Source organism: Chitinophaga sp., from assembly GCF_019236475.1.
Classification (GTDB): Bacteria; Bacteroidota; Bacteroidia; order Chitinophagales; family Chitinophagaceae; genus Chitinophaga.
The window spans coordinates 64983-88319 of the sequence record NZ_JAFAIX010000009.1; the positions used below are offsets into that span (position 1 = coordinate 64983).

The 23337-nt window shown below is 44.1% G+C and carries 20 protein-coding genes; 11 read left to right on the forward strand and 9 right to left on the reverse strand.

The annotated features are described in order from the left end of the window. Positions 1–97: 97 nt before the first annotated feature. The 3 genes from argS to JO154_RS11480 all read right to left on the reverse strand — a co-directional run bounded on the left by argS (position 98) and on the right by JO154_RS11480 (position 4568). Positions 98–2038 (reverse strand): arginine--tRNA ligase, encoded by a 1941-nt coding sequence (argS, locus tag JO154_RS11470; RefSeq protein ID WP_291945430.1) that lies wholly within the window; start codon positions 2036–2038, stop codon positions 98–100. Between the two features lie 192 nt (positions 2039–2230). Next, complete coding sequence (locus JO154_RS11475; protein WP_291945433.1) at positions 2231–2803, reverse strand: porin family protein; 573 nt, start codon at positions 2801–2803, stop codon at positions 2231–2233. 391 nt (positions 2804–3194) lie between these two features. After that, positions 3195–4568 carry an OmpA family protein gene (locus JO154_RS11480; protein WP_291945436.1) on the reverse strand — a complete coding sequence of 458 codons (1374 nt, stop codon included), beginning with the start codon at positions 4566–4568 and terminating at the stop codon, positions 3195–3197. Positions 4569–4869: 301 nt separating this feature from the next. Between JO154_RS11480 and dnaK the strand changes: the two genes are divergently transcribed. From dnaK to JO154_RS11495, 3 genes are all read left to right on the forward strand, one after another. Then, entirely contained in the window at positions 4870–6777 is a 1908-nt protein-coding gene (gene dnaK, locus JO154_RS11485; protein WP_291945439.1) for a molecular chaperone DnaK, read from the forward strand. 113 nt (positions 6778–6890) lie between these two features. Then, positions 6891–9548, forward strand: coding sequence for a 4-alpha-glucanotransferase (locus JO154_RS11490; RefSeq protein WP_291945441.1), 2658 nt, complete (start codon positions 6891–6893; stop codon positions 9546–9548). Further along, on the forward strand, positions 9523–10533 hold the full coding sequence (locus tag JO154_RS11495; protein WP_291945443.1) for a mandelate racemase/muconate lactonizing enzyme family protein: 1011 nt from the start codon (positions 9523–9525) through the stop codon (positions 10531–10533). Before JO154_RS11490 ends, JO154_RS11495 begins: the two co-directional genes overlap by 26 nt. Positions 10534–10535: 2 nt before the next feature. Here JO154_RS11495 and JO154_RS11500 read toward each other — a convergent pair whose 3' ends face one another. From JO154_RS11500 to JO154_RS11510, 3 genes are read right to left on the reverse strand one after another with little or no spacing between them, the layout of a single operon-like run. Next, on the reverse strand, positions 10536–11138 hold the full coding sequence (locus tag JO154_RS11500) for a hypothetical protein (protein ID WP_291945446.1): 603 nt from the start codon (positions 11136–11138) through the stop codon (positions 10536–10538). A 55-nt stretch (positions 11139–11193) separates the two neighbouring features. Further along, complete coding sequence (locus JO154_RS11505; protein ID WP_291945449.1) at positions 11194–11475, reverse strand: hypothetical protein; 282 nt, start codon at positions 11473–11475, stop codon at positions 11194–11196. After that, the gene (locus JO154_RS11510; protein WP_291945452.1) at positions 11456–12976 is read right to left on the reverse strand and encodes a C25 family cysteine peptidase; all 1521 of its coding nucleotides are present in this window, start codon (positions 12974–12976) and stop codon (positions 11456–11458) included. The genes JO154_RS11505 and JO154_RS11510 overlap by 20 nt, the downstream gene beginning before the upstream one ends. Before the next feature lie 159 nt (positions 12977–13135). Between JO154_RS11510 and JO154_RS11515 the strand changes: the two genes are divergently transcribed. The 7 genes from JO154_RS11515 to JO154_RS11545 all read left to right on the forward strand — a co-directional run bounded on the left by JO154_RS11515 (position 13136) and on the right by JO154_RS11545 (position 19089). After that, positions 13136–14362: a PmoA family protein gene (locus JO154_RS11515; protein WP_291945455.1), complete on the forward strand. Its 1227-nt coding sequence runs from the start codon at positions 13136–13138 to the stop codon at positions 14360–14362. Positions 14363–14467: 105 nt separating this feature from the next. Next, positions 14468–14770 carry a hypothetical protein gene (locus JO154_RS11520; protein WP_291945458.1) on the forward strand — a complete coding sequence of 101 codons (303 nt, stop codon included), beginning with the start codon at positions 14468–14470 and terminating at the stop codon, positions 14768–14770. Positions 14771–14788: 18 nt separating this feature from the next. Continuing rightward, a complete protein-coding gene (locus JO154_RS11525) occupies positions 14789–15289 on the forward strand; it encodes a hypothetical protein (protein WP_291945462.1) in 501 nt (166 codons plus the stop codon). Between the two features lie 7 nt (positions 15290–15296). Next, positions 15297–16295: a DUF3137 domain-containing protein gene (locus tag JO154_RS11530; RefSeq protein WP_291945464.1), complete on the forward strand. Its 999-nt coding sequence runs from the start codon at positions 15297–15299 to the stop codon at positions 16293–16295. Positions 16296–16405: 110 nt separating this feature from the next. Then, positions 16406–16843 (forward strand): hypothetical protein, encoded by a 438-nt coding sequence (locus tag JO154_RS11535; protein ID WP_291945467.1) that lies wholly within the window; start codon positions 16406–16408, stop codon positions 16841–16843. Between the two features lie 24 nt (positions 16844–16867). Then, entirely contained in the window at positions 16868–18211 is a 1344-nt protein-coding gene (locus JO154_RS11540) for a DUF5458 family protein (RefSeq protein ID WP_291945469.1), read from the forward strand. Positions 18212–18231: 20 nt separating this feature from the next. Beyond that, a complete protein-coding gene (locus JO154_RS11545) occupies positions 18232–19089 on the forward strand; it encodes a hypothetical protein (protein WP_291945471.1) in 858 nt (285 codons plus the stop codon). Between the two features lie 18 nt (positions 19090–19107). Here JO154_RS11545 and JO154_RS11550 read toward each other — a convergent pair whose 3' ends face one another. The 3 genes from JO154_RS11550 to JO154_RS11560 are packed head-to-tail and all read right to left on the reverse strand — an operon-like array spanning position 19108 to position 22290. After that, complete coding sequence (locus tag JO154_RS11550; RefSeq protein ID WP_291945473.1) at positions 19108–20877, reverse strand: hypothetical protein; 1770 nt, start codon at positions 20875–20877, stop codon at positions 19108–19110. Positions 20878–20879: 2 nt separating this feature from the next. Beyond that, positions 20880–21296: a GPW/gp25 family protein gene (locus JO154_RS11555; RefSeq protein ID WP_291945477.1), complete on the reverse strand. Its 417-nt coding sequence runs from the start codon at positions 21294–21296 to the stop codon at positions 20880–20882. Between the two features lie 10 nt (positions 21297–21306). Beyond that, positions 21307–22290 (reverse strand): hypothetical protein, encoded by a 984-nt coding sequence (locus JO154_RS11560; protein ID WP_291945480.1) that lies wholly within the window; start codon positions 22288–22290, stop codon positions 21307–21309. A 227-nt stretch (positions 22291–22517) separates the two neighbouring features. On the opposite strand from JO154_RS11560, the gene JO154_RS11565 reads away from it, so the two are divergent. Beyond that, positions 22518–23336, forward strand: coding sequence for a hypothetical protein (locus JO154_RS11565; RefSeq protein ID WP_291945482.1), 819 nt, complete (start codon positions 22518–22520; stop codon positions 23334–23336). The last annotated feature ends 1 nt before the right edge of the window (position 23337 follow it).

Here is a 23337-nt window from a genome sequence, read left to right on the forward strand (position 1 = left end):
GTGCTGATGACTGTGGTATCTTCTTCGGCAGTTTGGCCACGGTGGCTGCAAGCTGCTAAACGCTGCGAACCTTTCGGTCCGCAGCGTTTTATTTTTATTACATACGCTCAGGTACGCGAATACCTAGCAGTTGCATACTTTTTGCAATGGTATTGGCAGTCAACTGAATAATCTGCAGACGCAGTTTTTTCTTCTCTTCATTTTCCGCTTTCGTGATGGAGTAGGTAGGTACGCCATCCGCTTTTTCTGCATAGAAAGAGTTGAAGGTTTGTGCCAGTTGGAACGCATAATTAGCAATCACAGAAGGGCTCATTTCCTTATGCGCATCTGCAAGAATACCTGGGAACTGCTCGTTCAGGGAGATCAGTTCTTTCTCCATTGGCAACAAAGTACCGTTGTAGGTATACTTGTTTAGCTCAGCTACGGCATCTTCATTACCCGGATCACGCAGGATGGATTTGATACGTGCATGTGCATATTGAACGAAAGCGGCGGTGAAGCCGTTCAGGTCAATAGATTCTTCCGGGTTGAAGATCATTCTCTTCTTAGGATCTACACGCAGCAAGAAGAATTTCATCGCACCAAGACCGATGGTCTCATACAGTTCATACAGTTCGCCTTCTGATAAGTCGGACAGTTTTTTAGTGATATGTTCTTTGGTCTTATCTTCCGCGGCTTTCACCATTTCATCGATCATATCATCCGCATCCACTACGGTACCTTCACGGCTCTTCATACGACCATGTGGCAGTTCCACCATGCCATAGCTCAGGTGGAAAATACCAGGAGCAGAAGGCTCGCCCAATTTCTCGAGGATGAGTTGTAATACTTTAAAGTGATAATTCTGTTCATCGGCTACTACATAGATGCTTTGATCCATTTGGTAGTCGTCATATTTCAGGCGGGCAGTACCCAGGTCCTGCGTCATGTAAACAGAAGTTCCGTCACCACGGAGGAGGAGTTTTTCATCCAGGCCATCAGCGGTGAGGTCGATCCATACGGAGTTATCTTCTTTTTTGAAGAGTACACCTTTACGCAAACCGTCTTCTACCAGGTCTTTACCTAGGAGGTAAGTCTCGCTTTCGTAGTACATTTTATCGAAGTCAATGCCCAGTTTTTTATAGGTAACATCGAAGCCTTCGTATACCCATCCGTTCATTTTGTTCCACAGCTCGCGTACTTCAGGGTTGCCGGCTTCCCATTGCTGCAGCATAATTTTGGCTTGCAACATGATCTCCGTTTTATTACGGGACATCTCTTTGATGTCGCCCATAATTTTCCCTATTTTATCTTCATCGGCCTGTACTTCTGGTTTGTGGAGTGCAGTTACCAGTTTCTCCAACTTTTCAATTTCAGTGGGGTTGAAGTCGCGGAAATCGCGTTCCAGCACGCGGTCGATGATAGGTTCCGCCTGTTCTTTCACTACAGATTCAAACTTCACATAGTAGTCGCCTACGAGGTGATCTCCTTTGATACCAGTGGATTGAGGGGTATCGCCGTGGGCGAACTCCTGCCAAGCCAGCATGGATTTACAAATATGGATACCACGGTCGTTGACCAGGTTGGTTTTAATCACTTCGAAACCGTTTGCCTTCAGGATTTCTGCGATAGAATAACCTAGGAAGTTATTGCGCAGGTGACCGAGGTGCAGCGGTTTGTTCGTATTGGGAGAGGAATATTCCACCATGACTTTTTTACCATTGGCGGGTTGTATTCCAAATTTGGTATTGCTGTATTGTTGTTGCAGGAAAGCAGCCCAGTAGCTGTGGTTAATAACGAGGTTCAAGAAACCTTTTACCACATTGAAACCGGAAATCAGCTCCTGGTGATTGTTTTGCAGGTATTCACCGATTCGTTGGCCGGTTTCTTCCGGTTTTTGTCGGCTGAATTTAGTGAATGGGAAAACGACAATGGTATATTCACCTTCGAATTCAGGTTTGGTAATATTGACAGAGATGTCAGCTTCCGTTACCTGCTGGTCGTAAAGTGATTTAATGGCGGCCACTGCGGCCGTTCTGATTGATTGAACAACACTCATGCTGAAAATGATTAATGCGAAGAGCAAAGATAATTGTTTCTAGCAAAGTGCACAAAGTACGTAAAGGGGCTATATACGTATAGGGGGTAAAGTTAGGGAGACACGTGCCGCTCTGGTGGGCCATGGAATAATAAAGCCGCGGGATAGTACCCCGCGGCTTTGAATAAATTTGTCTAAAGTTGAGCTTAGCAATTAGAAAGCATAGAACAGACCGATTTGAGCAACAGAGTTTTTGCTGTTGGTAGAGTAGTCGCTTTTGAAAGCGTCGGTGATACCGAACATGTATCTGCCGGATACGCCTACACCACAATCAAATTTGTAACCCAGACCGAAACCCAGGCCGAAATCAGCACCAGCCATGTATTTTTTCATGTCGGAGGTGTTGGAGCCTATTTTGTCTTTAGCGCTAGCCAGGAAACTCACCTGTGGACCCGCTTCCAGGTAGAAGCTAGGAGCGATAGAGTATTGCACCATTACAGGGACGCTGATGTAATCTGCTTTGAAAGTTTCATCAGGAATAGGACTTGGGTTGTTTACTTTCACACCTTGTCCTGAGTACAGTACCTCTGGTTGAATAGCCCATTCTTTGTTCAGGCCGATGTTTACGAAACCACCAACATTAAAGCCAGCTTTGGTTTTAGCATTGTCTGTATTGGTGAGTTTAGTGATGTTCAGACCACCTTTCACACCAAACTTAATGTTTTGTGCTTGTGCGCTCAGTAAAGCTCCTACTGCAAGAACGCCGGACAGAATAAGTTTTTTCATGATATGTTATTGTTTGAGGATTCGGGAAAGACAATAACTGTGCCGGATACACGAAAACATATAAATATTTTTTATACTAGATAAAAAGGTGGTCAAGCAGCACAAAAAAACTCCTGCCTGAAGCTGACAAAAAAGTCATTTCAGGACAATCGCTATGCCTGCGGTAGCAACCGGGCGAAGCCCGGAACTCCGCAAGTTGACATCGAAGATGTCAACTTATAATGATAATTATCGTTATCTGCGATATTTAAATCGACATCTTCGATGTCGATTTGGTTTGTTTCGCCCTTCGGGCGGTGACGCTGCGCTGAGCTTTGGGAGAGCCCCAAAAATAAAAAGGGAAAGGACGTCGCAGACGTCCTTTCCCTTTTTATTTTTGATATAGCTTGTATTAGAAGATCGTAAACTCTACGCGGCGGTTTTTCTGACGGCCAGCGGCAGTTTTATTGGAAGCGATAGGTTGGGTAGGACCATAACCCACCGCTTCAATTTTATTTGTCAGCACCCCTTTAGCTACGAGGTAGTTTTTAACGGATTCTGCTCTTTCTTTAGACAGTTCCATATTCCGTTTGAGGCTACCTACGTTATCGGTGTGGCCTGAGAGTTTAAGGTTCAGATTTTTGCGTTTGAGGAGTTCGGCCACTCTATCCAGAGAAGGATAGGATTCAGGTTTGATCGAAGCTTTTGCAAAGTCGAATTCGAGGTTGCGGATAGCTTCTTTCACAATACCTCTGTCTTCTTCTGTGATGATTACTTTTTCTTCCACTTTTGGCGCTTCTGGCACTGGGAGTGGGCAACCGCTTCCATCCACTTTTACGCCTGGAGGTGTATTCGGGCATTTATCGAAGAAGTCGGATACGCCATCACCATCAGAATCTTTTGTCAATATGGCCATATCGGCAGCCATCCTGGCATTAGCGGCATTGGCAGCGTCCAGTTTGGCACGTGTGGCCAAATTTTCGGCTGTCAGTTCTTGGTACATTTGTTTGGCCGGGTTGTGGAACTGGAGTTGAGGTCTTCCTTTTTTACCCAGGGCGAATTCCAGGCCCACGTGGCCATAGGAGAATTTATCCTTGTTGGGACCATAATAGTAGCCATCAAGGTTATCGCCATCTGTGTAGTACATGGTGTATCCCAAATCCAGGTTAATGAGGTCGGAGAGTTTGAATTTAATCCCAGCGCCAACGGGGATTACCAATTCACTGATGGTGCCACCTGGCTTGTAATCCACGGTAGAACCATTTCTTAAAGTGAGGGTAGGGCTGTAACCTGCCAAACCTCCACCCACAGTGGCATAGAGGGTAGCTATATTCTGGCGGGTGAGCCAGTTAACAGTGGTGATGTTGAAGATGGCGCTAAATGTACCCGTGTATTTCAATTTGGTTTTGAATTCCAGGTAAGGACTATTGGGAGGCATACCATTACCAAGATTCTTATCATTAGTACCTCTCAGTTGTCCGCCCATATAATCCAGCCGTAGGCCGAAGAAATGGAGGATTTGGTACTGAACATAGGCGCCGTAACCAAAATCGGCTTTCCACTTGGTAAAATCGTTACTGCCGCCAGTAATAGCTACAGGAGCGGTTGCGCCGCCATTAATACCGAGGTACCACTTTTTGTACTCTTTACCACCTTTGAATAATGGGGCTTTGGGTTCATTGGTTTCCCCTTCTACAGTAACAGTGGCTTCTTGTTGGGCCTTGGCAATAAATGGCATGAATGCCAGGAAGGCTATGGCGAATTGCCATATCATGGTTCTTTTCATAAGAATGAACATTAAAGCGGATGAACAATAAAAAATGGTTGATAAGGCTCGGGGATAATAGAATCTTTTGGGCGGGCAGAGGTTATGAACAATCGAGCCCCCGTAATTGTCTAATAAGGACATCAGCAATCTGACGTCTGGGGACGCTATGGGTAAAAATAGTGATTATTCATTTAATTCAGCAGTAATTACTTAAAAAAATCGGACTGACATATTTTCAGATTCTTGCCGCTTGGCATAATCATTGACAATTTTCCGCAAACACGCATTTTACTTACAACTAAAGGAGAATCTTAATACTATGGGAAAAATAATAGGCATTGACTTAGGAACTACCAACTCATGCGTTGCCGTAATGGAAGGTAACGAACCGGTAGTTATTGCCAATGATGAGGGTAGAAGAACCACCCCATCTGTTGTGGCATTTTTGAAAAATGGTGAAAGGAAAGTGGGTGATCCTGCAAAACGTCAGGCTATTACCAATCCTGTGAACACAATTATGTCAGTTAAACGTTTTATGGGCCGTCATTTTGACGAAGTGTCCAACGAACTGACACACGTTAGCTATAAAGTAGTTAGAGGGGATAATAATACTACCCGTATCGATATCGATGGCAGATTATATACACCGCAGGAAATTTCTGCGATGATTCTGCAGAAAATGAAAAAAACAGCAGAAGATTACCTGGGTCAGGAAGTGACTGAAGCGGTAATCACTGTTCCTGCATACTTTAATGACGCTCAACGTCAGGCAACTAAAGAAGCTGGTGAAATTGCCGGTCTGACTGTTCGCCGTATTATCAACGAACCTACTGCCGCAGCACTGGCATATGGTCTCGATAAAAAACATCATGACAGCAAAATCGCGGTATTTGACCTTGGTGGCGGTACCTTCGATATCTCCATCCTGGAGCTGGGCGATGGCGTATTTGAAGTAAAATCCACTAATGGTGATACGCACTTAGGTGGTGACGACTTCGATAAAGTGATCATGGACTGGCTGGCTGATGAATTCAAAAAAGACGAAGCGGTTGATCTGCACAAAGATCCAATGAGCTGGCAGCGTCTGAAAGAAGCTGCTGAAAAAGCTAAAATTGAGCTGTCTTCTTCTGCAGAAACTGAAATCAATCTGCCATATATCACCGCTGTTGATGGTGTTCCTAAACACTTGGTGAAAAAACTGACCCGTGCTAAATTCGAACAGTTGAGCGATTCCCTGGTGGAAAGAACCCTGGAACCTTGCCGCGCTGCACTGAAAGATGCCGGTATGAATACTTCCGAAATCGACGAGGTAATCCTGGTAGGTGGTTCTACCCGTATTCCTAAAATCCAGGAAGTGGTAGAGAAATTCTTCGGTAAAAAACCTAACCGCGGTGTGAACCCTGACGAAGTAGTAGCCGTTGGTGCTGCTATCCAAGGTGGCGTACTGACCGGTGAAGTGAAAGACGTATTGCTGCTGGACGTTACCCCACTTTCTTTGGGTATCGAAACTATGGGCGGCGTTATGACTAAACTGATCGAGTCTAACACTACCATCCCTACTAAAAAATCAGAAACATTCTCTACTGCTGCTGACAACCAGCCTAGCGTAGAAATTCACGTGCTGCAGGGTGAAAGACCAATGGCTAACCAGAATAGAACACTGGGCCGCTTCATCCTCGGAGATATTCCTCCTGCTCCTCGTGGCGTTCCTCAGATCGAAGTTATTTTCGATATCGATGCAAACGGTATCCTGCATGTAACTGCGAAAGATAAAGGCACCGGTAAAACCCAGAACATCAAAATTGAAGCTGGTAGCGGTCTTAGCAAAGATGAGATCGAAAAAATGAAAACCGAAGCCAAAGCTAATGAGGCTAGCGATAAAGAAGCACGCGATAAAATCGAAAAGCTGAATAAAGCTGACAGCATGATCTTCCAGACTGAAAAACAGTTGAAAGAGTACGGTGATAAACTGTCTGCTGATAAAAAAGCAACCATCGAAACTGCATTGCACAAACTGAAAGAAGCGCACAAATCTCAGGATAGTGCAGCCCTGGATACAGCTACTGCTGAACTGGATGCTGCCTGGACTGCTGCTTCTGAAGAACTGTACAAAGCAACCCAAGGCCCGCCTGATGCAGGTCAAGCCAACGGTGGCGGTCAGCAACAACAGAGCCAGAGCAACGCTGGTGACAGTGTGACCGATGCTGAATTTGAAGAAGTGAAGTAAGTACAATTAAGCAAACATAATGCACAAGGGCGCTCATTCGGGCGCCTTTGTTTTTTTATTCCGTTCCTGCTTTTGCTTGAATTCCTTATTTTGTAGCGGCTTAGCAGGAAAACATGTATTACAGACTTAGGTTCTATCTTCATTATCAAACCCAATTCGGGCAGAATATTTTCCTGCTCGGTAACATCCCCGTAGCCGGTAACAATAACCCGAAACAGGCTATACAACTGCATTGGCTGCCAGGAAACTGGTGGTATGCAGATATCAATCTCCCTCAAGAAGAAACCATCGAATTCCAGTATCATTACCTTGTTCGGGAACTGGAACAGACAATCACCGAAGGTGCTTTCAGGAAAATTTCCATCCGTGCCGGCGCTCCATATGACCAGGTTTTTATTGACACCTGGAATGATGCGGCCAACCTCGAAAATAATTGGTCAACCGCACCGTTTACGCGGGTATTCTTTCCTCACAAAGCAACTGTTGTTCCAGGCCAACTAACGGCTACGCATATATTTAAAGTGAAGGCTCCCTTGTTGGAGCAGCATCAGACGGTATGCCTACTGGGCAGCAGCCCACAATTGGGAAATTGGGATGCCACACATCCTATTCTCTTGCAGTATACCGCAGATGAATGCTTTACTGCCGTTGTGGATCTCCGGAAAGTGGCTACCCCATTGCCTTATAAATACGGCATTTGGGATATGAAAGCACAGCGCTTCCTGGAATTTGAAAACGGGGACAACAGGTACGTTCATTTTGATGCGCAACCTGGTCGGCAGGTTACCATGCAGGATGGATTTGTACGTCGCAATTATCAGCCGTGGAAAGGAACAGGTGTAGCAGTACCGGTGTTCAGCCTGCGTTCTGTAGCAGGACTAGGTACGGGCGAGTTTGCTGATATTCCGCTGTTGGCCCAATGGGCTGCCACGCAGAAGATGCATTTGATACAATTACTGCCTATTAACGATACTACCGCAACGCATACCTGGCGTGACTCTTATCCTTATGCAGCCGTGTCTTCCTATGCCCTACATCCTCTCTATATCCGTTTACAGGACGTAGGTCATCTTCCAGATGCACATCCCTTGCAGCAGGAACTGCCATTATTACGGCAACGCCTCAACGATAATGACAAGGTGGATTATGAGGCAGTCATGGATTTCAAACTGAAATATCTGCATGCATTGTATGAGCAACAGGATTATCAGTTGGAGACAACCGGTTATTGGCAATGGTTTGCGGCTAATGAGCATTGGTTGTTGCCTTATGCGGCATTCTGTTACCTGCGGGATAAGTATCAGTCGCCCGATTTCAGCCACTGGAGTGATTTCCGCCACTACCAATTCAGAGCGGTGAATGCGATGATTATGGAAGATGTGGTAGCAGCAGAATCGGTGAGATTCCATTTTTTCGTGCAGTATCATCTGCACTTACAATTGGAGGCGGCTGTAACGAAGTCGCGCGCCCTGGGGATAGCCTTGAAGGGCGATATTCCTATTGGTGTTGGCAGGTGCAGTGTAGAAACTTGGACGCATCCCGATTTATTTCACATGGATATGCAGGCGGGAGCTCCGCCAGACAGCTTTACGACGGAAGGGCAGAACTGGGGATTCCCTACTTATAACTGGTCGCGGATGGCCGAAGATGGCTATGAATGGTGGCGGCAGCGTTTCCAACATATGGCGCAATACTTCGATGCTTTCCGAATTGATCATATCCTGGGCTTCTTCCGCATCTGGCAAATGCCCATGGATGCGGTGCAGGGCGTATTGGGGTTTTTTCATCCAGCCGTTCCCGTTAGTAGGGAAGAGTTGATTTATATGGATATCGGTTTTGAAGAAGAACGCTTCTGCGAGCCATACATCACGGATGAGCTGTTGGATAGCACCTTTGGAAATTATGCGGGTATCATCAAGGATACTTACATGATTCGCCTCACCAATGGGCGATATGCGATGCAATCGGCCTTCAACACGCAAAGGAAAGTGCAGCAACAGGAGTTGCCTGCTGGCATGAAATTGGCCTTATATCATCTATTGGCAGATGTCATTTTCATCCGGGAAAAGAAGGATGGTAAAGTGATGTATCATCCCCGGATTGACTTTATGTCTACTTCCTCATTTGCCGATTTTCCTGCGGATATTAAGGTGCGATTGGCAGATTTGCATCAACAATATTTTTACGGGAGACACGAGCACCGTTGGCGGAAAGAGGCCCTCCAAAAATTACCTTATATCAGCAAAGCAACAGACATGCTGATCTGCGGGGAAGACCTCGGAATGGTACCAGCCTGTGTACCCGCTGTCATGGAGCAGTTGGGCATATTGAGCCTTGAAATACAGCATATGCCCAAGCATCCACAGGATAATTTTCAATCATTGCAATCATCCCCTTATCGATCAGTAGTAACGCCCTCTACGCATGATATGTCTACCTTACAGGGCTGGTGGCAGGAAGATCCTGCACGCACTCAGCAATATTGGGAGGAAGTATTAAAGCAAAGTGGTAAGGCGCCAAAAGACTGTTCACCAGATATTATCCAGGAAATCGTGGACTTGCATTTGCAATCTCCGGCAATGTGGCGTATCTTTCAAATCCAGGAACTGCTGGCGATGGAAGGCCTGCAAACCGTTATCAACCCGGAGGAAGAGCGTATTAATATACCCGCAGTACCTGTACATTATTGGCGTTATCGCATCAAAACAAACCTGGAAGACATACTTAAAATCAATTCTGAAGTTAATGGAACTGCATCTATATCCATTTGAGCTGAAGTTCAGACATACCTTTACCATCTCAAGAAAATCGAAAGACACTCAACCAACTCTCATTGTAGAATTACGCACAGACGGATTCAGTGGCCTTGGAGAAACAGTAGATAATTCCTACTACAACATGACTGTTCCCATCCTGATGGATACTATCAACCGTCATCGGGATTTTATTGAAAATTATCAACTGGATACGCCGGAAAAATTCTGGGCAGATTTGTACCCACACTTCAGCGACAACATGTTCGCGTTATGTGCGCTGGACCTTGCTGCGTGGGATGTCTATGGGAAGAAGAAAGGATTGCCGCTTTATCAGTTGTGGGATTTGGATATCTCCAAGAATCCTATGACAGACTATACCATTGGGATAGATACTATCGAAAACATGGTACGCAAGCTGAAAGATTTTCCTTGGCCAATTTATAAAATTAAACTGGGTACCAAAGAGGACATCGCCATCATGCAGGAATTGAGAAAGCATACAGACGCCATTTTCCGTGTGGATGCCAACTGTGCCTGGGGAGTAGAAGAAACGCTGAAAAATGCGATTGCCCTGAAAGAACTGGGAGTGGAGTTTATAGAACAACCTATGCCTGCGGCTGATATTGAAGGCATGCGGGAAGTGTACAAGCAATCAGTTCTGCCATTGATAGCAGATGAAAGCTGTATTCTTGAATCTGATGTAGACCTTTGCCATGGCTGCTTTCACGGAATTAATATCAAGCTCGTTAAATGTGGCGGTATAACGCCTGCTCGTCGGATGATCGCAAAAGCGCGTCAGTTGGGCATGAAGGTGATGACTGGCAGTATGAATGAAAGTACTGTTGGCGCATCCGCCGTAGCACAGTTGTTACCTTACCTGGATTATGTAGATATGGATGGCCCGCTGTTACTGGCTGAAGACACGGCAACGGGTATACGAATGGATAATGGTCGTATCCTTTATGCTGATAGGCCCGGCACTGGCGCTTTATTGAAGTAGCCTTATATATTCGGGTTAAATCCTGGCCAGAGAATTTCCTGGTAGTTTCCCATCGCTTTTATCACTGCATTTTTTATCTCGGGATGCTGGCATCTGCTGGTATCCCGGGTTACAATAACCCTGTCTGCATACGCCTGCAATAATGCTGCATCTTGTAATACCGGTTCGAGGGAGCCAGTAGGGGATACCTGCATGCCTGTAGATGAAAAGGGCCATTGCGCAGCAGTTTGGAGCACATAATTCCGTAGATGATCTGTTTTGGTATAGAGGAGAAGGTCCGGCAGATAACGCAGGCATAGATCGGCGCTATAAATGACCGCGGGTGTAATAGGTTGTGTATAGGAAGGCAGTAGGGTTGTAAGCGGTAATAGCGACGGCTCCTCCGCCAACTGCACGATGCGGTAGGCAAGGGTAGCGGCCCAGAGGGCAGCATCTTCCTGGAAAGCAGGGGAAGAAGGAGGCATCTCTTGGATGTCGTCTCTATAAAAATTATACAACACCAAACTTGCATCCTGTAATGCAACAGGAGAAAATGGGGTAATACCGGGTATAACGGACACTTTCCTGTCCTGAGTCAGGGCAGTTACAAATAAAGCTAGATTCATAGGTAACAATGGCACAGCCATTCTCCCACAAATTAGCAAAAAAAGGTTTAGCTAGTTAGTCGTTATCTGTGACTTCCTGCCAGGAAGTTACCAGGAAAACGTAGTCTACAATGACACCTGTGGCGGAAATGATTTTGCCGGCCATTGGCATCAGTGGATTCTCTGCGAACGGATTCCCTGCAGCAGGGCGGATAAGGTATTCGCCCTGATCAGAGACGATGTAAACGCCCATATGTTCACTTTTGCTGTGCTGAGCGAACATGCGGAGTATCAATCTGCCGCGGAGCGTAATGGTTGTAGTGTTGCTGTCCATTTTGTTATCTGCTGACGTATTCACGATATCCCAGGATTTGATTGTTTTTGGCTTTAACTACCAGCACTTTCACACCAGGGGCCTGCGCTGAAGCAGGTATTGCTTCCGAAAATACATGAAATTTTACAGATGCATTGGTAGTTGGATGTATATCCTGTCTTTTATGTCGGTTGACGAAAGTGCGTTTATTTTTTGTGGCTTGAAAATTCCTGTCTATCAGGAGGCTATCCATGGATTTATTCAGATGATCATTTGCATCATCGTCGTTATCTGGCTCTGGGCTGGCGATAAACAGGTCCAGCATTTTACCTCTTGCCTCCATATTCTCCCGACGGTTTTGAATGGAATTTACAAAAGACTGGCTGTTATCGACGGGAGCGTCTTTTTCATTGATAACGGGCTGGATGGAAGGATCTCCTAGCAGATAGAATTGGGCGGCCGTTTTAAGTTCATATGGGTCCAAGGTAGGGCCCATTTCATTGAGGAACTTTTGTCTTGCCTCCAGTAGTGCCCTGCCTGTACTAGCGCCGTTCAGCATATTGATTACAAAGAATTGCGTCAGCAGATCTGCCAGTCCTTGGCCGGTAGCAGGGCCATAGGCGATATTAGAACTGCCAAGGAATGCAATGGCATTGTTACCGAGATAACTGTTCGCCATGCTGATCTGTTTAAAAACATTTTTAGCTGGATCAAACAGTTGCGCCCCATAGCAGCATTCAGCAGTCACCACCGTACCTGCATCAATTCTTCCTTTGATTAGATCGGATTTCATGGCCAGTGGAAAATCTGACTGTTTCTGACCATAGTAGCGGGGATTATTGAGTGCGCCGTGGCAGTTGATGAAATGGGTTTTAGGCATCAGTTGATCGGCGGACCAGTCGCCATTATCAGGAACATTTTCTCCTGGAATGATGCGTAGGGAGGTATTGTTGCCGAAAATAGCCATCAGTGATCGTTGAGTAGAATCCTGCCAGTCGAATGTACTCAAAGAGAAATAGTTTTCGTACACGTTTCTTTGCTGTGGCGTATACTGGAGGATATTATTGATTAGTGAATGAAAATACGATGGGTCTGGATTGCCTGGAATATCCGGTAGGCGGCCCAGAACGCGGGTAGGTGCAATAAATTTACCTGGGTCTTTATCGTAAGGCGCATCGCAGGCATAAGGGAGATCGCTGGGAATAAGGGAATCTGGATCGTGATCGCCGCCTACCAGGTTGGTGAGGCGTTGGAATGGGACGATATCCTGAGCACCGGCGATCATCATATAGCCTGGTGTAAAATGGGTATATAGTGCGTCGATGGCGTTTTTATTTTGGGCTTCATCCGCAGGATTGCTGACGGCAGTTGCCTGGAAAGTTGTCATTTGCGTGGCATCATCTAGGAAAATGATACTGGTATCCAGGTGGCGTGTTTTATCGAAATCCTGTAGACGCTGAAGGTCCTGGAGCAGTTGCGTATGCTGATCGCCGTATTTGGCTGCCAGGGCTGTTTTGTTGGTAATAATGAGTTTTGTTGACTGCATAAGTGATACCGGGGTTTCCATTTTACAGACGGATTAGTTCGTCAAAAATATAGAATAAATTAACCAGTGAAGCTCGTGTCTCCCTAAAATAATTTCTATCTCCACAAGGTACTTGCGTAGGGGCAAACTAACTATTATCTTGTTATAATAATTAGCGTAATGAAAAAACTCTTCCTCTTTTTGCTGCAGGTAGCTGTGGTACCTGCTATCGCGCAGGATATTCATCTTTCCGTGAAGGCAGGCAGATATAACCGGAGTAATACTTTGGTGACCTATCATCCTGTACAGCCGCTTCCTATGGGAAAAGGCTGGCAGATGGAGGAATTGGTGGGGAAGACTAAAATTCCGGTAGCAGTACAGCAGGATGCAGATGGGAATTTCACCTGGATGATGGTGGGTCAGACCGTAGCAGGAGCAGAAAGGAGCTATCGTTTGTACATGGGGAAGCAGGTGGGTAAAACAGCGCTACAGGCACTTGTTTCCGATACCGCTATACTATTGGAAGACGGAAAGAACCGTGTCTTACAATATAATACTGCTGTCGTATCGCCACCAGCAGGCAGTGATACCGTTTATAGAAGAAGTGGTTTTATACATCCGCTTTGGGCGCCTAATGGGGTGGTACTAACAAATATTTTTCCTAATGCAGGGCATCGGCATCACATGGGGATCTGGAATCCGTGGACCCATACTATGTTTGAAGGGAAAGAAACAGATTTTTGGAATGTGCAAAAGAAAGAAGGTAAAGTGAGATATGGCGGTTTGGTAGCGACAGATGGGGGAAATGTTTGGTGTGGATTTAAGGTAAAGCAGGAGCATGTTGCTTTTCCGGCGCCGGGTCGTGAAAGAATTGCTATAGAAGAGGTGATGTCCGTCAGGGCATATAAGGCTGATCCATCGGGGAATCACCGGTATTGGGATATGACATCTAGTTTTGAATGTCTGGGTGATAGTGGAATAACATTAATGCAATATCGTTATGGGGGCGGATTTGGGCTTCGCACCACCTCTTATTTTACGGATAAGACCAGCACCGTATTGACCTCCGAAGGAAAGACTCGTAAGGATGCTGATAGTACGAGAGCGCGGTGGGTAATGGTAACTGGTAATACGCCTAAAGGAAGGGTAGGACTCCTGATAATGAATGCGCCAGATAATTATGACTCCCCGGAGGCTTTACGCGTATGGCCGGAAAATATGGAAGGGGGAGAATTAATGTTAAATTATTCCCCAACAAAAATTAAATCTTGGCGGTGGTTCCACGGCAACGTATATACGTTAAGATACCGAATAATGGTGTATAGTGGTGATTTATCAGTATCGGAGGCAGAGTTGGCCTGGCAGGATTACGCATATCCTCCGGAAGTTACTCTTTTGGGGCACTGAACAAATCAATAAGAAAAACATTATTTTAGTAGTCTGATGGAATTTGGGGTTCCTTTGGGCATCCTGTCGTCCCTGTATCATTATCCTTAACCATAATGGGACAGTATGAGCAATAGCGTTAATTCCAAACCGGACAGACCAGACAATGCACCTGAAGACGATCCTTCCTGGGGAGGTGTGATAGTGGGGCTGATGTTGGCAACAGCCGGGATAGGGCTCATATACAACAGATATCAACAATTTCATGATCTAGCAAACGACCCCATCAGTCTAACCAGGATTGAATTATTGATTTACAAAATAGCGGGAGGAAATGAGTGGGTATTATTAGCAGCCTATGGAATAATTGCATTGGTGGGTATTTATTTGATTATCAGCAATATTATTCATTTAAGAATCAAGCAATAGACATACAATACGGCGAACATGAGAAACCTTCAGGAATTGAAAGTGTTTTTGCTGTCCATGCATCATAAGGATGTGAAACAAACCATTATAGCCTTGATAGTGGCGGAGTTCATCACTTTTTTGCTGGCATTCCTGATTTTGTTTATCATTTATGAACGGGGAGTACAGCCGCCTGTTTTCATTTGGGGGGTGGTAGCTTTGCTGCTGATTGGGCCTTCTATTCCATATTTGATGATGTTGTACAAGGGGACCCAGCGGCCTGCGTTGATTATTTATTTTATCGAGTTACTGGAGCGGGGTGCGACTATTCAGCAGGTGGATATTATTCAGCAATATAAATTTCAACTGATATTAGTGCATTTGTATCCAGTAATTTATGCTAGAATTAGTGTAAGTAATGGCAGGCAGATATTTGTATTCCCCATTTCGAAAGTTTATGTAGAGCAGTTCCAATCACAGATAAGTAAGGAAATCACTGGCGTAAATGGTTTTTCAGGAATAAGCTGGTCTTCCAACTAATCCAATTATGAAATCACCGCATAGTTTAAATGAATTTATAGGCAGTCATCTGCAAGATACGCTTAAACAACTGGAAAGGACCAGACGGCGTATGCGTAGTACGTGGTGGCTTTGGGTATTATGCCTAGGGCTGGCAGCGCTATTTTATTTATTTGTGGTGGAACCGATACACTTGGAGCAATCCAAGGGTCATGAATTGTATATTAAGTTAGCGTATATAGGTATCGGCATTGTGTTGGCGCTTGCTGGTGTGATGCTCATTCGGAATTTAATGATGCGGCAATTTGTAGATCGGCCATCAGAGCATCTGCAGCGGGAATACAAGCAGAAGGTCATTGCGCCATTATTACAGTTTGTGCATCCACATTATATTTATGAGCCGACAGAAAATTTGCCGGTAGAAGATTTTGTGGAGACAGGATTGTTTGCGAATAAGGATTATACGGTTCAAGGCAATGACCTGATCACAGGTCGGATGGGATATTTATTATTTCAGTTTTGTGATTTGCGGGTGTCTGTGATTCCTGGCGCTAGGTTTCAACGGGCCAAGGCGGATACAGTTTTTTATGGCAGTTGTTATATGTTACAGTCTCCTCGTTATTTTGGGACGCCTGTTTATGTGCATAGTCGTGGCTGTAAATTTATGGAGATGGTGAATCCGGGAAATTTTTTGATGCTATCAGATAAGGCATTCAATCAGCGGTTTGTTGTGTATTCAGCAGATGTGGCGGAGGCAGAGCAGTTATTGAAACCGAGTTTATTGAAGCGTATCAGTGCCTTGCAGTTTATGCCAGATATCAGTTTGTTTATCGCGTTTCATAAGCATAGGATTTATATTGCCGTTAATACAGGCATGGATAATTTCGAATTAAATATGAACCGATCATTAGAGGATCGGCAATTATTAATTGATTATTGTATGGTCTTTATGCATCAGTTGCAACTGGTGCAGGAGATGCGGGATAGCATTAGTATTTGGACGACTGCCGCATTTTCTCGCTCCTAATTTTCATTATTTTCATTCGCGGATCTGAAATCGGAAAATGATGATTTTCCAATACTTTCTCTTAGTAATTTAGGGTGTTAAATATTGTTTGTTTGTTAATCAGGATTGTTATGATGAAACACCCAGGTATTGGTGGTACGGAAGTGAAGCCGGAAACCAATGAAGCCATTGCAGAAATCTCTCCTAACAGAACGTTGTTTGCTGAAAGTCTCACGTTAGCGCCTTCCTTGAAGCCTGAGATTGTAAAGGGCTTGCATCACATTGCTGCTGTATTTGCTCATTACAAGCCTAGTGTTCCGATTGATTTTACGGGGCCAGGAGGGGAAAGAATAACAGAGGTATTAACGTTTCAGCAGATGGCGGATTTTGGGGTTAGTGGGATTACGGCACAGAGTGATTTTCTTAGAGCTTTAGCTTTACGTCGTGAATTGTATTTACAGGTTATTCGCCATTTAGGGAGTAACAAGGTATTGCGTATGGCGCTGGCGGATGATGCCGCCAGGAAGTCCTTGTTGGTGTTGATCCAACAGTTATTGGAGGAATTATAAAGATTAAAATTAAAAACCATTGTTATGTTATCCACAGAAACCAATGAGCGGTCGTCTTCTGCGGCCGGGTATGCTATTCAATTACAGTGTCTTTCACGATTTGGTGGATTTGAGTTGCTGGAATCGGCGATTGAAGGGGTACAGAACTTGAATCCGGAGCGCAAATCGAGGCGTCAGCTCTTTTTAACGGAATCCTCAAAGGAGCTGGACAGGGGGCGGCTAAAGGCCTTATTGTGCATATGGGAGCAAATCTTGAGTGGGCATCAGGAGGTAAAAGATATGATGCAGGATTGCAGTCATGCTGTGTTACAATCGGAAGCCTTATTGAAGGAGAATCTGTTAGTCGCGTTGGGAGCTACTCGTACGTTGGAGCAATCTTACCGTAATGTGTCTCTTTTCTTTGCGAATACGGAGGAGGAGAAGGTCAAGAATGTAAGTTTTCTGAATGCGGCGCCGGAGCAGTTGCGGGATTTAGACAACAGTCGATTTCTAGATGCGATTAGGCAGGAGTTATCGCAGCATTATGATCGGCTGGATCTAAAGGGGAATTATAGTTTGTTGCTCATGCCGGGGTATGCTGGTAGTAATAAGATCCTTGAGAAGTGGGCTCGGATGGCTTATGATAATAAATGTTTGCTGATAACTGATTTCTGTCATATGGATGCGCCGGATGATGTAATGGAGATGTTTGACGCTGCTTGTTTGACGGGTGCGGAAGCTTGTAAGTCAAATGTAATCATGACCTGTAACTGGCTGATAGGAAGAGGGAAGGCTATACAGGTGGGTGAAAAAGAGCATGTGCTCGTGTCGCCATCGGGGGCATTGGCTGGAAGGATTTATAGTACACTGATGTCGCAGGTGACTGCGGGGAAGAAGTATGGCGCATTGCGAGAAGTAGACGGTGTTAGTTTTGAGCTGAAGAAAAGTGAGATAGCCACGTTGGAGAAGCTTGGATTGGTGCCTATGGTACAAGAATATGGGCGCGTAATGGCCTTTAGTGCCAAGACGTTGTTTACGGGTGATAATATTGGGCTACAGACGTATTCTGTAGTACGGGTATTCGATTATGTCACGAAAGTATTGATCGACTTCCTCAACCGTAGAGCATTTGAGAATTTTAGTGCTAATACTAGGAAGGATTTACAAAGACAGATCATACAGTTTCTGGATAGTATCACTGGCCCAGACAGGTTGATTGAGGATTTTGAAATACGTCGGTTTGAACAGGATAATAGGCAAAAGGATACGATCCATCTGGATATATTTTTGAAACCCTATTTTCCGGCGAGGAACTTCATGATTCGGATGGATGGCCATAAAGGAGAGGATGCTAATGCCTGGGAAACTAGTTATGAACAAACTAAGTAATAACGGTAAACAGGTATAGTATGCGTCTACAAAAAACAGTTGTATTAGTACTGGTGGGGCTATTGCGGTTAACGATTGTATGGGCGGCAACGGATACTATTGTTGTCACTAAGGGAGCTGTTACGGCGTTAACGTTTCCTTCAAAGGTGGTTACTGTGCAACTGGGTAATACTCAGGAGCAGGAATGTCAATATACGTTGGCGGGGCATTTGGTATTATTAAAGGCACAGCGTCCGTTTCCATCCGTTACCAATATGGTGGTCATTACACAACGGCAGGTGTATTATTTGTTGGTTGTTTACCGTGAACCGGTGGATATGGCATTACTGAATGTTGATTTTTCCAAAGGGAAAAGTAAGGCAGTAGCTTTAACAAACGAACAAGAAATCCTACGGAAGCAGCTCAGCACATGCAATGAAGCTGTTGATACGATGGTCATCCTAAATACTATAGATACCGTCATTGCGGCGCGTATTGCGGCAGATTATCGCTTACAGCATAAGAAAGGGAGTATTGGCAGGATGCATAAAGCAGCGATTACTTTTAAGCTGGAAGACGTGATGAAGCTCAATAAGCTCCTGTACCTGCGGTGGTATTGGAGCAATCGTGCAGGGCTGCCAGTGGAAATCGTGCGTATGTCGGTATGTATGAAATCGGCAGCTACTACTGCATTGATGCCTTTAAGGACTTGTCTGAAGCTGCCACCACAAACGCTTCCTGCGAAGAGTGGTCTCCGGCAGGTATTGGTGATATCTGCACCAATTATAGATAAGGCAGATGAATTATTTGCTGTAGTACAGTTGAGGAATATTCCAGACCCATTGGTTTTGAGAATCAAAGCAGGGGCGTTACCTAAGTATATTTTAGAGCCGGGTTAGGTACCCGGTTCTAACCCACTACATGTCATGAATAAACGAAATGCATACAGGCAGTAATTGGAAGGAGCGCTCTTCTAATTGCCGTAGTATGCATTCTTTATAATGTGTAAGCAGTGGTTGGGGATAGGGTGATCCTGTATGGCTGAGGACTAATGTTATTTGCAGTACCCGTCTGAAACCTTCCTGGATATTGGCAGAGAGGATAGATCCTATTTTAATGTGGCAATCTTGCAGGTGTTCTCCCATTATAGCCAAACAGCATAATCTAATATCTGCCGGCGTAACTATTTTATCGCCGGAGTAGAATTGTTGCCTGAAATGATGAGTGATGTCAGTGGATGATAATGGTTGTTTTCCGCCTGCTGAGGGGAGAAGGCTTTTGATACTTCCCTTCATAAAGAGATCATTTTCTGTTGTTTGAAATGCGGCTCCTGGTGGAATATTATTGGCTAAATCACCATCCGTGCTGAAGTATTTTATATACAGGAAATCTGCATCTGGTAATGGTTTTATGGAAAGGATAGGCCAGGTGGATTTTTCTTCCTGGTCAATGGATTGTTCGATTTCATGAGTGAGTTGTTGCAAGTTTTGTAGATGTTGGATTAATAAGCTGTTTCGAGTCGGTTGTAATAAACGATGTTCTTCTCGGAGTCGGTATAACAATAATGAGATCTTTTGCTGTAAGTCCTCATCCTGCCATCTTTTGTGTGCTGGATAATCGCAAGTATATTCTCCTGGTTGTAAGTCGGATACTGTTTTGGTGGCTTCCTGGCGATAGGCACGTTGATGCTGGTCTGTACAGGAATGTAGTTTGAAGAAAGAGTGTTTACCTGTTAGTGGAAATACCTGGAAATCATGTGTGACGGCAAGGGAAGTTGATATTGCCCGAAGATTTACCACAGGAAAGCAATTGCATTGGCAGACGATATCCGGAAGAGCTTCCATTGGTAATCCTGGTAATTCGATTTTTAACCAGATGCCTGGCAGGAACGTTTTTAGTCCATTTTGTTGCTGATAATAGCGTAAAGGCGCTGGAATATTCATGTCTGCCTCCTGGAAGGTATAATGGCTGTTAATTGTCAGGTAATGCTTCTTGTATTTTTGTTGCCAGAAACTCCATATTGCATCTGGTTTGGGAGTATTCGATGCTTCATGAAAACCAATGGTTGTTTTGATAGGTTCCTCATTCGCGTATATGCGTGCAAGGGGTAATACATGGAATAATATATCTTCCATTGCGGTATTGTTAACTAGGAAGCATAATGAAAGACCATACAGATCGGGCATGGCACCTGATGGATATGCTAGTCGTACATACACCTGAGAAGGGGTGTTGTGCCAGATAATATCTTTTATTAAAATGGTTGGTTGTATATCATTCATTTGCAGTACTACTTGTGGGCATACAATATGTGTGACATGCCCTGGTGTAAGTTTGAAATGACCGGTAGGAATGAAAGAGGGCTTTACCAAAGCATGATTTGAAAGATGTGTCATGAATTCCTGCTCTGGAGTGATGATTATCTCTTCTTTGGGTAAGGCATGCAATAGTACATCGGCTGGATGTGCGCAAGTATTTATGGTAGGTATCAGTATACTGGCTAACTGATGAACCATTGCTGTTTGATGTGCATGGCTTTCGCTATGTATTCTTTCCAATTCATCCGCGAGACCTTCCAGTAGCAATTTAACAACCGGATCCAATAAGGCATCCTTCTCATGATCTGATATCTTCCATGTACGACAGGCGAGTTGTATCAGTCGCTCTTTTATAGAATTGTTAGTCATCATTAAAGTTTGAATGTAACCGGGTTGATATTTAATTTAAATGCAAATTCGAAAGGCTGTACGGGCATGATGGTATGTCCGTGTATGGTAAAAAGTGCAACAGACGTATTGTTATGTAGTAGACGTTTTAATGAAACATGTATAGCAGTTTGTTGAATACGTGTTTCATGTTGTGTAAGACTGTTGAGTAGTATTGATTCCAGTTGGGTTTTAAGTAGGTGCGGCGGGTTAGAAAGTTTTAATAGTTGTTCCTGCATACCGCATCCATAGGAGGGATTGGCTGGGAATTCACCAGTGGCTGTTTGGATTAACAGTTGTATATGCTGCATTACAGACGTTTTGAGTTGTACAGTGTATTTATGATTGCCTGTAATTAGCGCCTGAATATCCAGTGGGAGTTTAAGGAATGTATTTTTCATATTTCTATTTTTAAAAGAGTCCAATAAATCTTTTTTTGTTGTAGTGTACGCTAAGTGTGGTAATGCAACCGGATTTATCCCGTGTCATCTTCACCTGATCCAGGGATAGCCGTTTTCTTCCCGTAATTTGAAGACAGAATTGATTAAAGGGGATCATTGTTTTTTCATTGATGATCACCGGTATGAGTAGATTATTGCAGAGATATTCGGAGAAATCTGTGCACTGTTTGTACCCGCTAATAACCTGTTGTAACATAAATTTGAATTCCTCCTCGGTTATGACCGGCATGCTGGGTTCAGCTTTTTTTACAGGTGGATGAGTGGGCGGTAGTGGGATAGCGGGGATTGGTGGACTGATGGGTATGGGCGGAGGAAAAACATGGATATGTTTAACAGCCATACGGGCCGTATCTCTATTGATGATGAGCGTAAGTATTTTTTCTCCAGGAGTACGAAATGTATATGTTACTGTTGGGGTGTGGTGTATACTGTCTTCTCTGCCTGTAAGTTGCCATGCAAAACCTGTAATGGTAGGCTGATTGGAACTGAAGGTGGCTTCTATTCCAACTGTAGCGGTAGAAGGGCCTGTGATACTAGGGTATATCGAGATGGTATCTTTAGTAGTAACTATTGCTGGTTGTATGGTTATCCGTTGATGAAAGTGACAGTTGCCTGTGAGTACCTGTATATCCTGTATGCCTATATGGTGAAAGGATTTAATTATACTTGATCCGGAAGCATAGCTATGATCTGGTAATATCCAGAAAAGGTGATCTGATTTTTGATTCCCGTTTAAGAATAAATGTAATGTGTCATTTATCGTATATACATTGACGTTATAAACGTATTTGCTTTTTATTTCAATCCCTTTATATCTGCAGGTTGCAGTAGGGTGTAATTGTAAACAGTAAAATAGAATGCCCAGCATTCCAGTTACAATAATAGTGAAAAAGATAAACCGTTCCCGTAGGAATGGAAGGTTAAAATGTAGCATGGGTAATGGTTTGGGTTAACATCTGCTGAAGGGGGAGTGGTCAGCAGTTAAATTATTTTTATAATTACAAGTTTAAAGATTATTTTAGGAACGAGAAATTTTTTTTCAAAAAATATTCTCAAATTTTTGTTTTGTATTGTTTCGATTTTATATTTTTGCTTACATGTGATTTACTTCTTTATCGCATTTCCTTCAGGCTATATTTTGATTAGTTAACCCAATAGATCATGCCTGATTATTTATTTGATGATTTTCTCAATGCGGAGCTATTATTGCCGTTATTCTTACATAAGGATATTACAGTCAATTTCGCTGGAAATTTTGCCCGCGCATATAGCGCTGACATTCGTAACATAGTTTTAAACAAGGCGGTAGCACAATTGACACTTAATCGCAATGGTTTGTATCATCAATTGCCGGAGGGATTGTTTCATGCATCGGACTGCCCGTTGGATCAGGGTGGAATGGAAGCTGTGACGAATAATAGTCGTCATCTGAAGCAGGAAGCAGCCATGGCTTGTCTTTTTTTTCAACCCATGGAACAAGTAATGTTTGAGGAACGATGCAGGATTTACCATCACGCTGTGCAGCCTGTTTTAATGGCGTTGTTGCGGGCAATCAGTGGATGCAAGGAGGAGACCTTTTTACAGCAATTAATTCCTTTTTTGGCGGAAATGTGTAGTTGTAAAAGTATACCAATGGCCATCGCACTGATATCCAAGATAATCAAACAACCAGTATCGTTTCATTGGAAGCGTAATAGAAGGTGTACTGAGGTAATTTCTTCGAAAGGTAGAATCATAGCTGAATTAGGGGTGGACCTAGTGCTGGGGGATGTTATGGAGGACGCAGGATCTATACTTTCAATTGACGTTGGACCGGTTACAACACTGGATGCACCTGCTTACTTACCATGGAGTTGTAAGGGAAGATTCCTACGATTACTGGCGTATCTGTTACTACCTGCGGCCGTAGAAATTGACTGGAAGTTATTAGTTGAACAGGAGGATCATATCTGTATGCTTGGAGGATATATGTATTGTTAAC

Excerpts from the sequence above, each read along its gene's own strand:
- JO154_RS11475 (WP_291945433.1), bottom strand. The coding sequence starts at position 2,803 with ATGAAAAAACTTATTCTGTCCGGCGTTCTTGCAGTAGGAGCTTTACTG.
- JO154_RS11550 (WP_291945473.1), bottom strand. The coding sequence starts at position 20,877 with ATGACTAACAATTCTATAAAAGAGCGACTGATACAACTCGCCTGTCGT.
- JO154_RS11530 (WP_291945464.1), top strand. The coding sequence starts at position 15,297 with ATGAAATCACCGCATAGTTTAAATGAATTTATAGGCAGTCATCTGCAA.
- JO154_RS11525 (WP_291945462.1), top strand. The coding sequence starts at position 14,789 with ATGAGAAACCTTCAGGAATTGAAAGTGTTTTTGCTGTCCATGCATCAT.
- JO154_RS11515 (WP_291945455.1), top strand. The coding sequence starts at position 13,136 with ATGAAAAAACTCTTCCTCTTTTTGCTGCAGGTAGCTGTGGTACCTGCT.
- JO154_RS11565 (WP_291945482.1), top strand. The coding sequence starts at position 22,518 with ATGCCTGATTATTTATTTGATGATTTTCTCAATGCGGAGCTATTATTG.
- JO154_RS11560 (WP_291945480.1), bottom strand. The coding sequence starts at position 22,290 with ATGCTACATTTTAACCTTCCATTCCTACGGGAACGGTTTATCTTTTTC.
- JO154_RS11510 (WP_291945452.1), bottom strand. The coding sequence starts at position 12,976 with ATGCAGTCAACAAAACTCATTATTACCAACAAAACAGCCCTGGCAGCC.
- JO154_RS11495 (WP_291945443.1), top strand. The coding sequence starts at position 9,523 with ATGGAACTGCATCTATATCCATTTGAGCTGAAGTTCAGACATACCTTT.
- JO154_RS11545 (WP_291945471.1), top strand. The coding sequence starts at position 18,232 with ATGCGTCTACAAAAAACAGTTGTATTAGTACTGGTGGGGCTATTGCGG.
- JO154_RS11535 (WP_291945467.1), top strand. The coding sequence starts at position 16,406 with ATGATGAAACACCCAGGTATTGGTGGTACGGAAGTGAAGCCGGAAACC.
- JO154_RS11490 (WP_291945441.1), top strand. The coding sequence starts at position 6,891 with ATGTATTACAGACTTAGGTTCTATCTTCATTATCAAACCCAATTCGGG.
- JO154_RS11480 (WP_291945436.1), bottom strand. The coding sequence starts at position 4,568 with ATGAAAAGAACCATGATATGGCAATTCGCCATAGCCTTCCTGGCATTC.
- JO154_RS11520 (WP_291945458.1), top strand. The coding sequence starts at position 14,468 with ATGAGCAATAGCGTTAATTCCAAACCGGACAGACCAGACAATGCACCT.
- JO154_RS11540 (WP_291945469.1), top strand. The coding sequence starts at position 16,868 with ATGTTATCCACAGAAACCAATGAGCGGTCGTCTTCTGCGGCCGGGTAT.
- JO154_RS11555 (WP_291945477.1), bottom strand. The coding sequence starts at position 21,296 with ATGAAAAATACATTCCTTAAACTCCCACTGGATATTCAGGCGCTAATT.
- argS (WP_291945430.1), bottom strand. The coding sequence starts at position 2,038 with ATGAGTGTTGTTCAATCAATCAGAACGGCCGCAGTGGCCGCCATTAAA.
- dnaK (WP_291945439.1), top strand. The coding sequence starts at position 4,870 with ATGGGAAAAATAATAGGCATTGACTTAGGAACTACCAACTCATGCGTT.
- JO154_RS11500 (WP_291945446.1), bottom strand. The coding sequence starts at position 11,138 with ATGAATCTAGCTTTATTTGTAACTGCCCTGACTCAGGACAGGAAAGTG.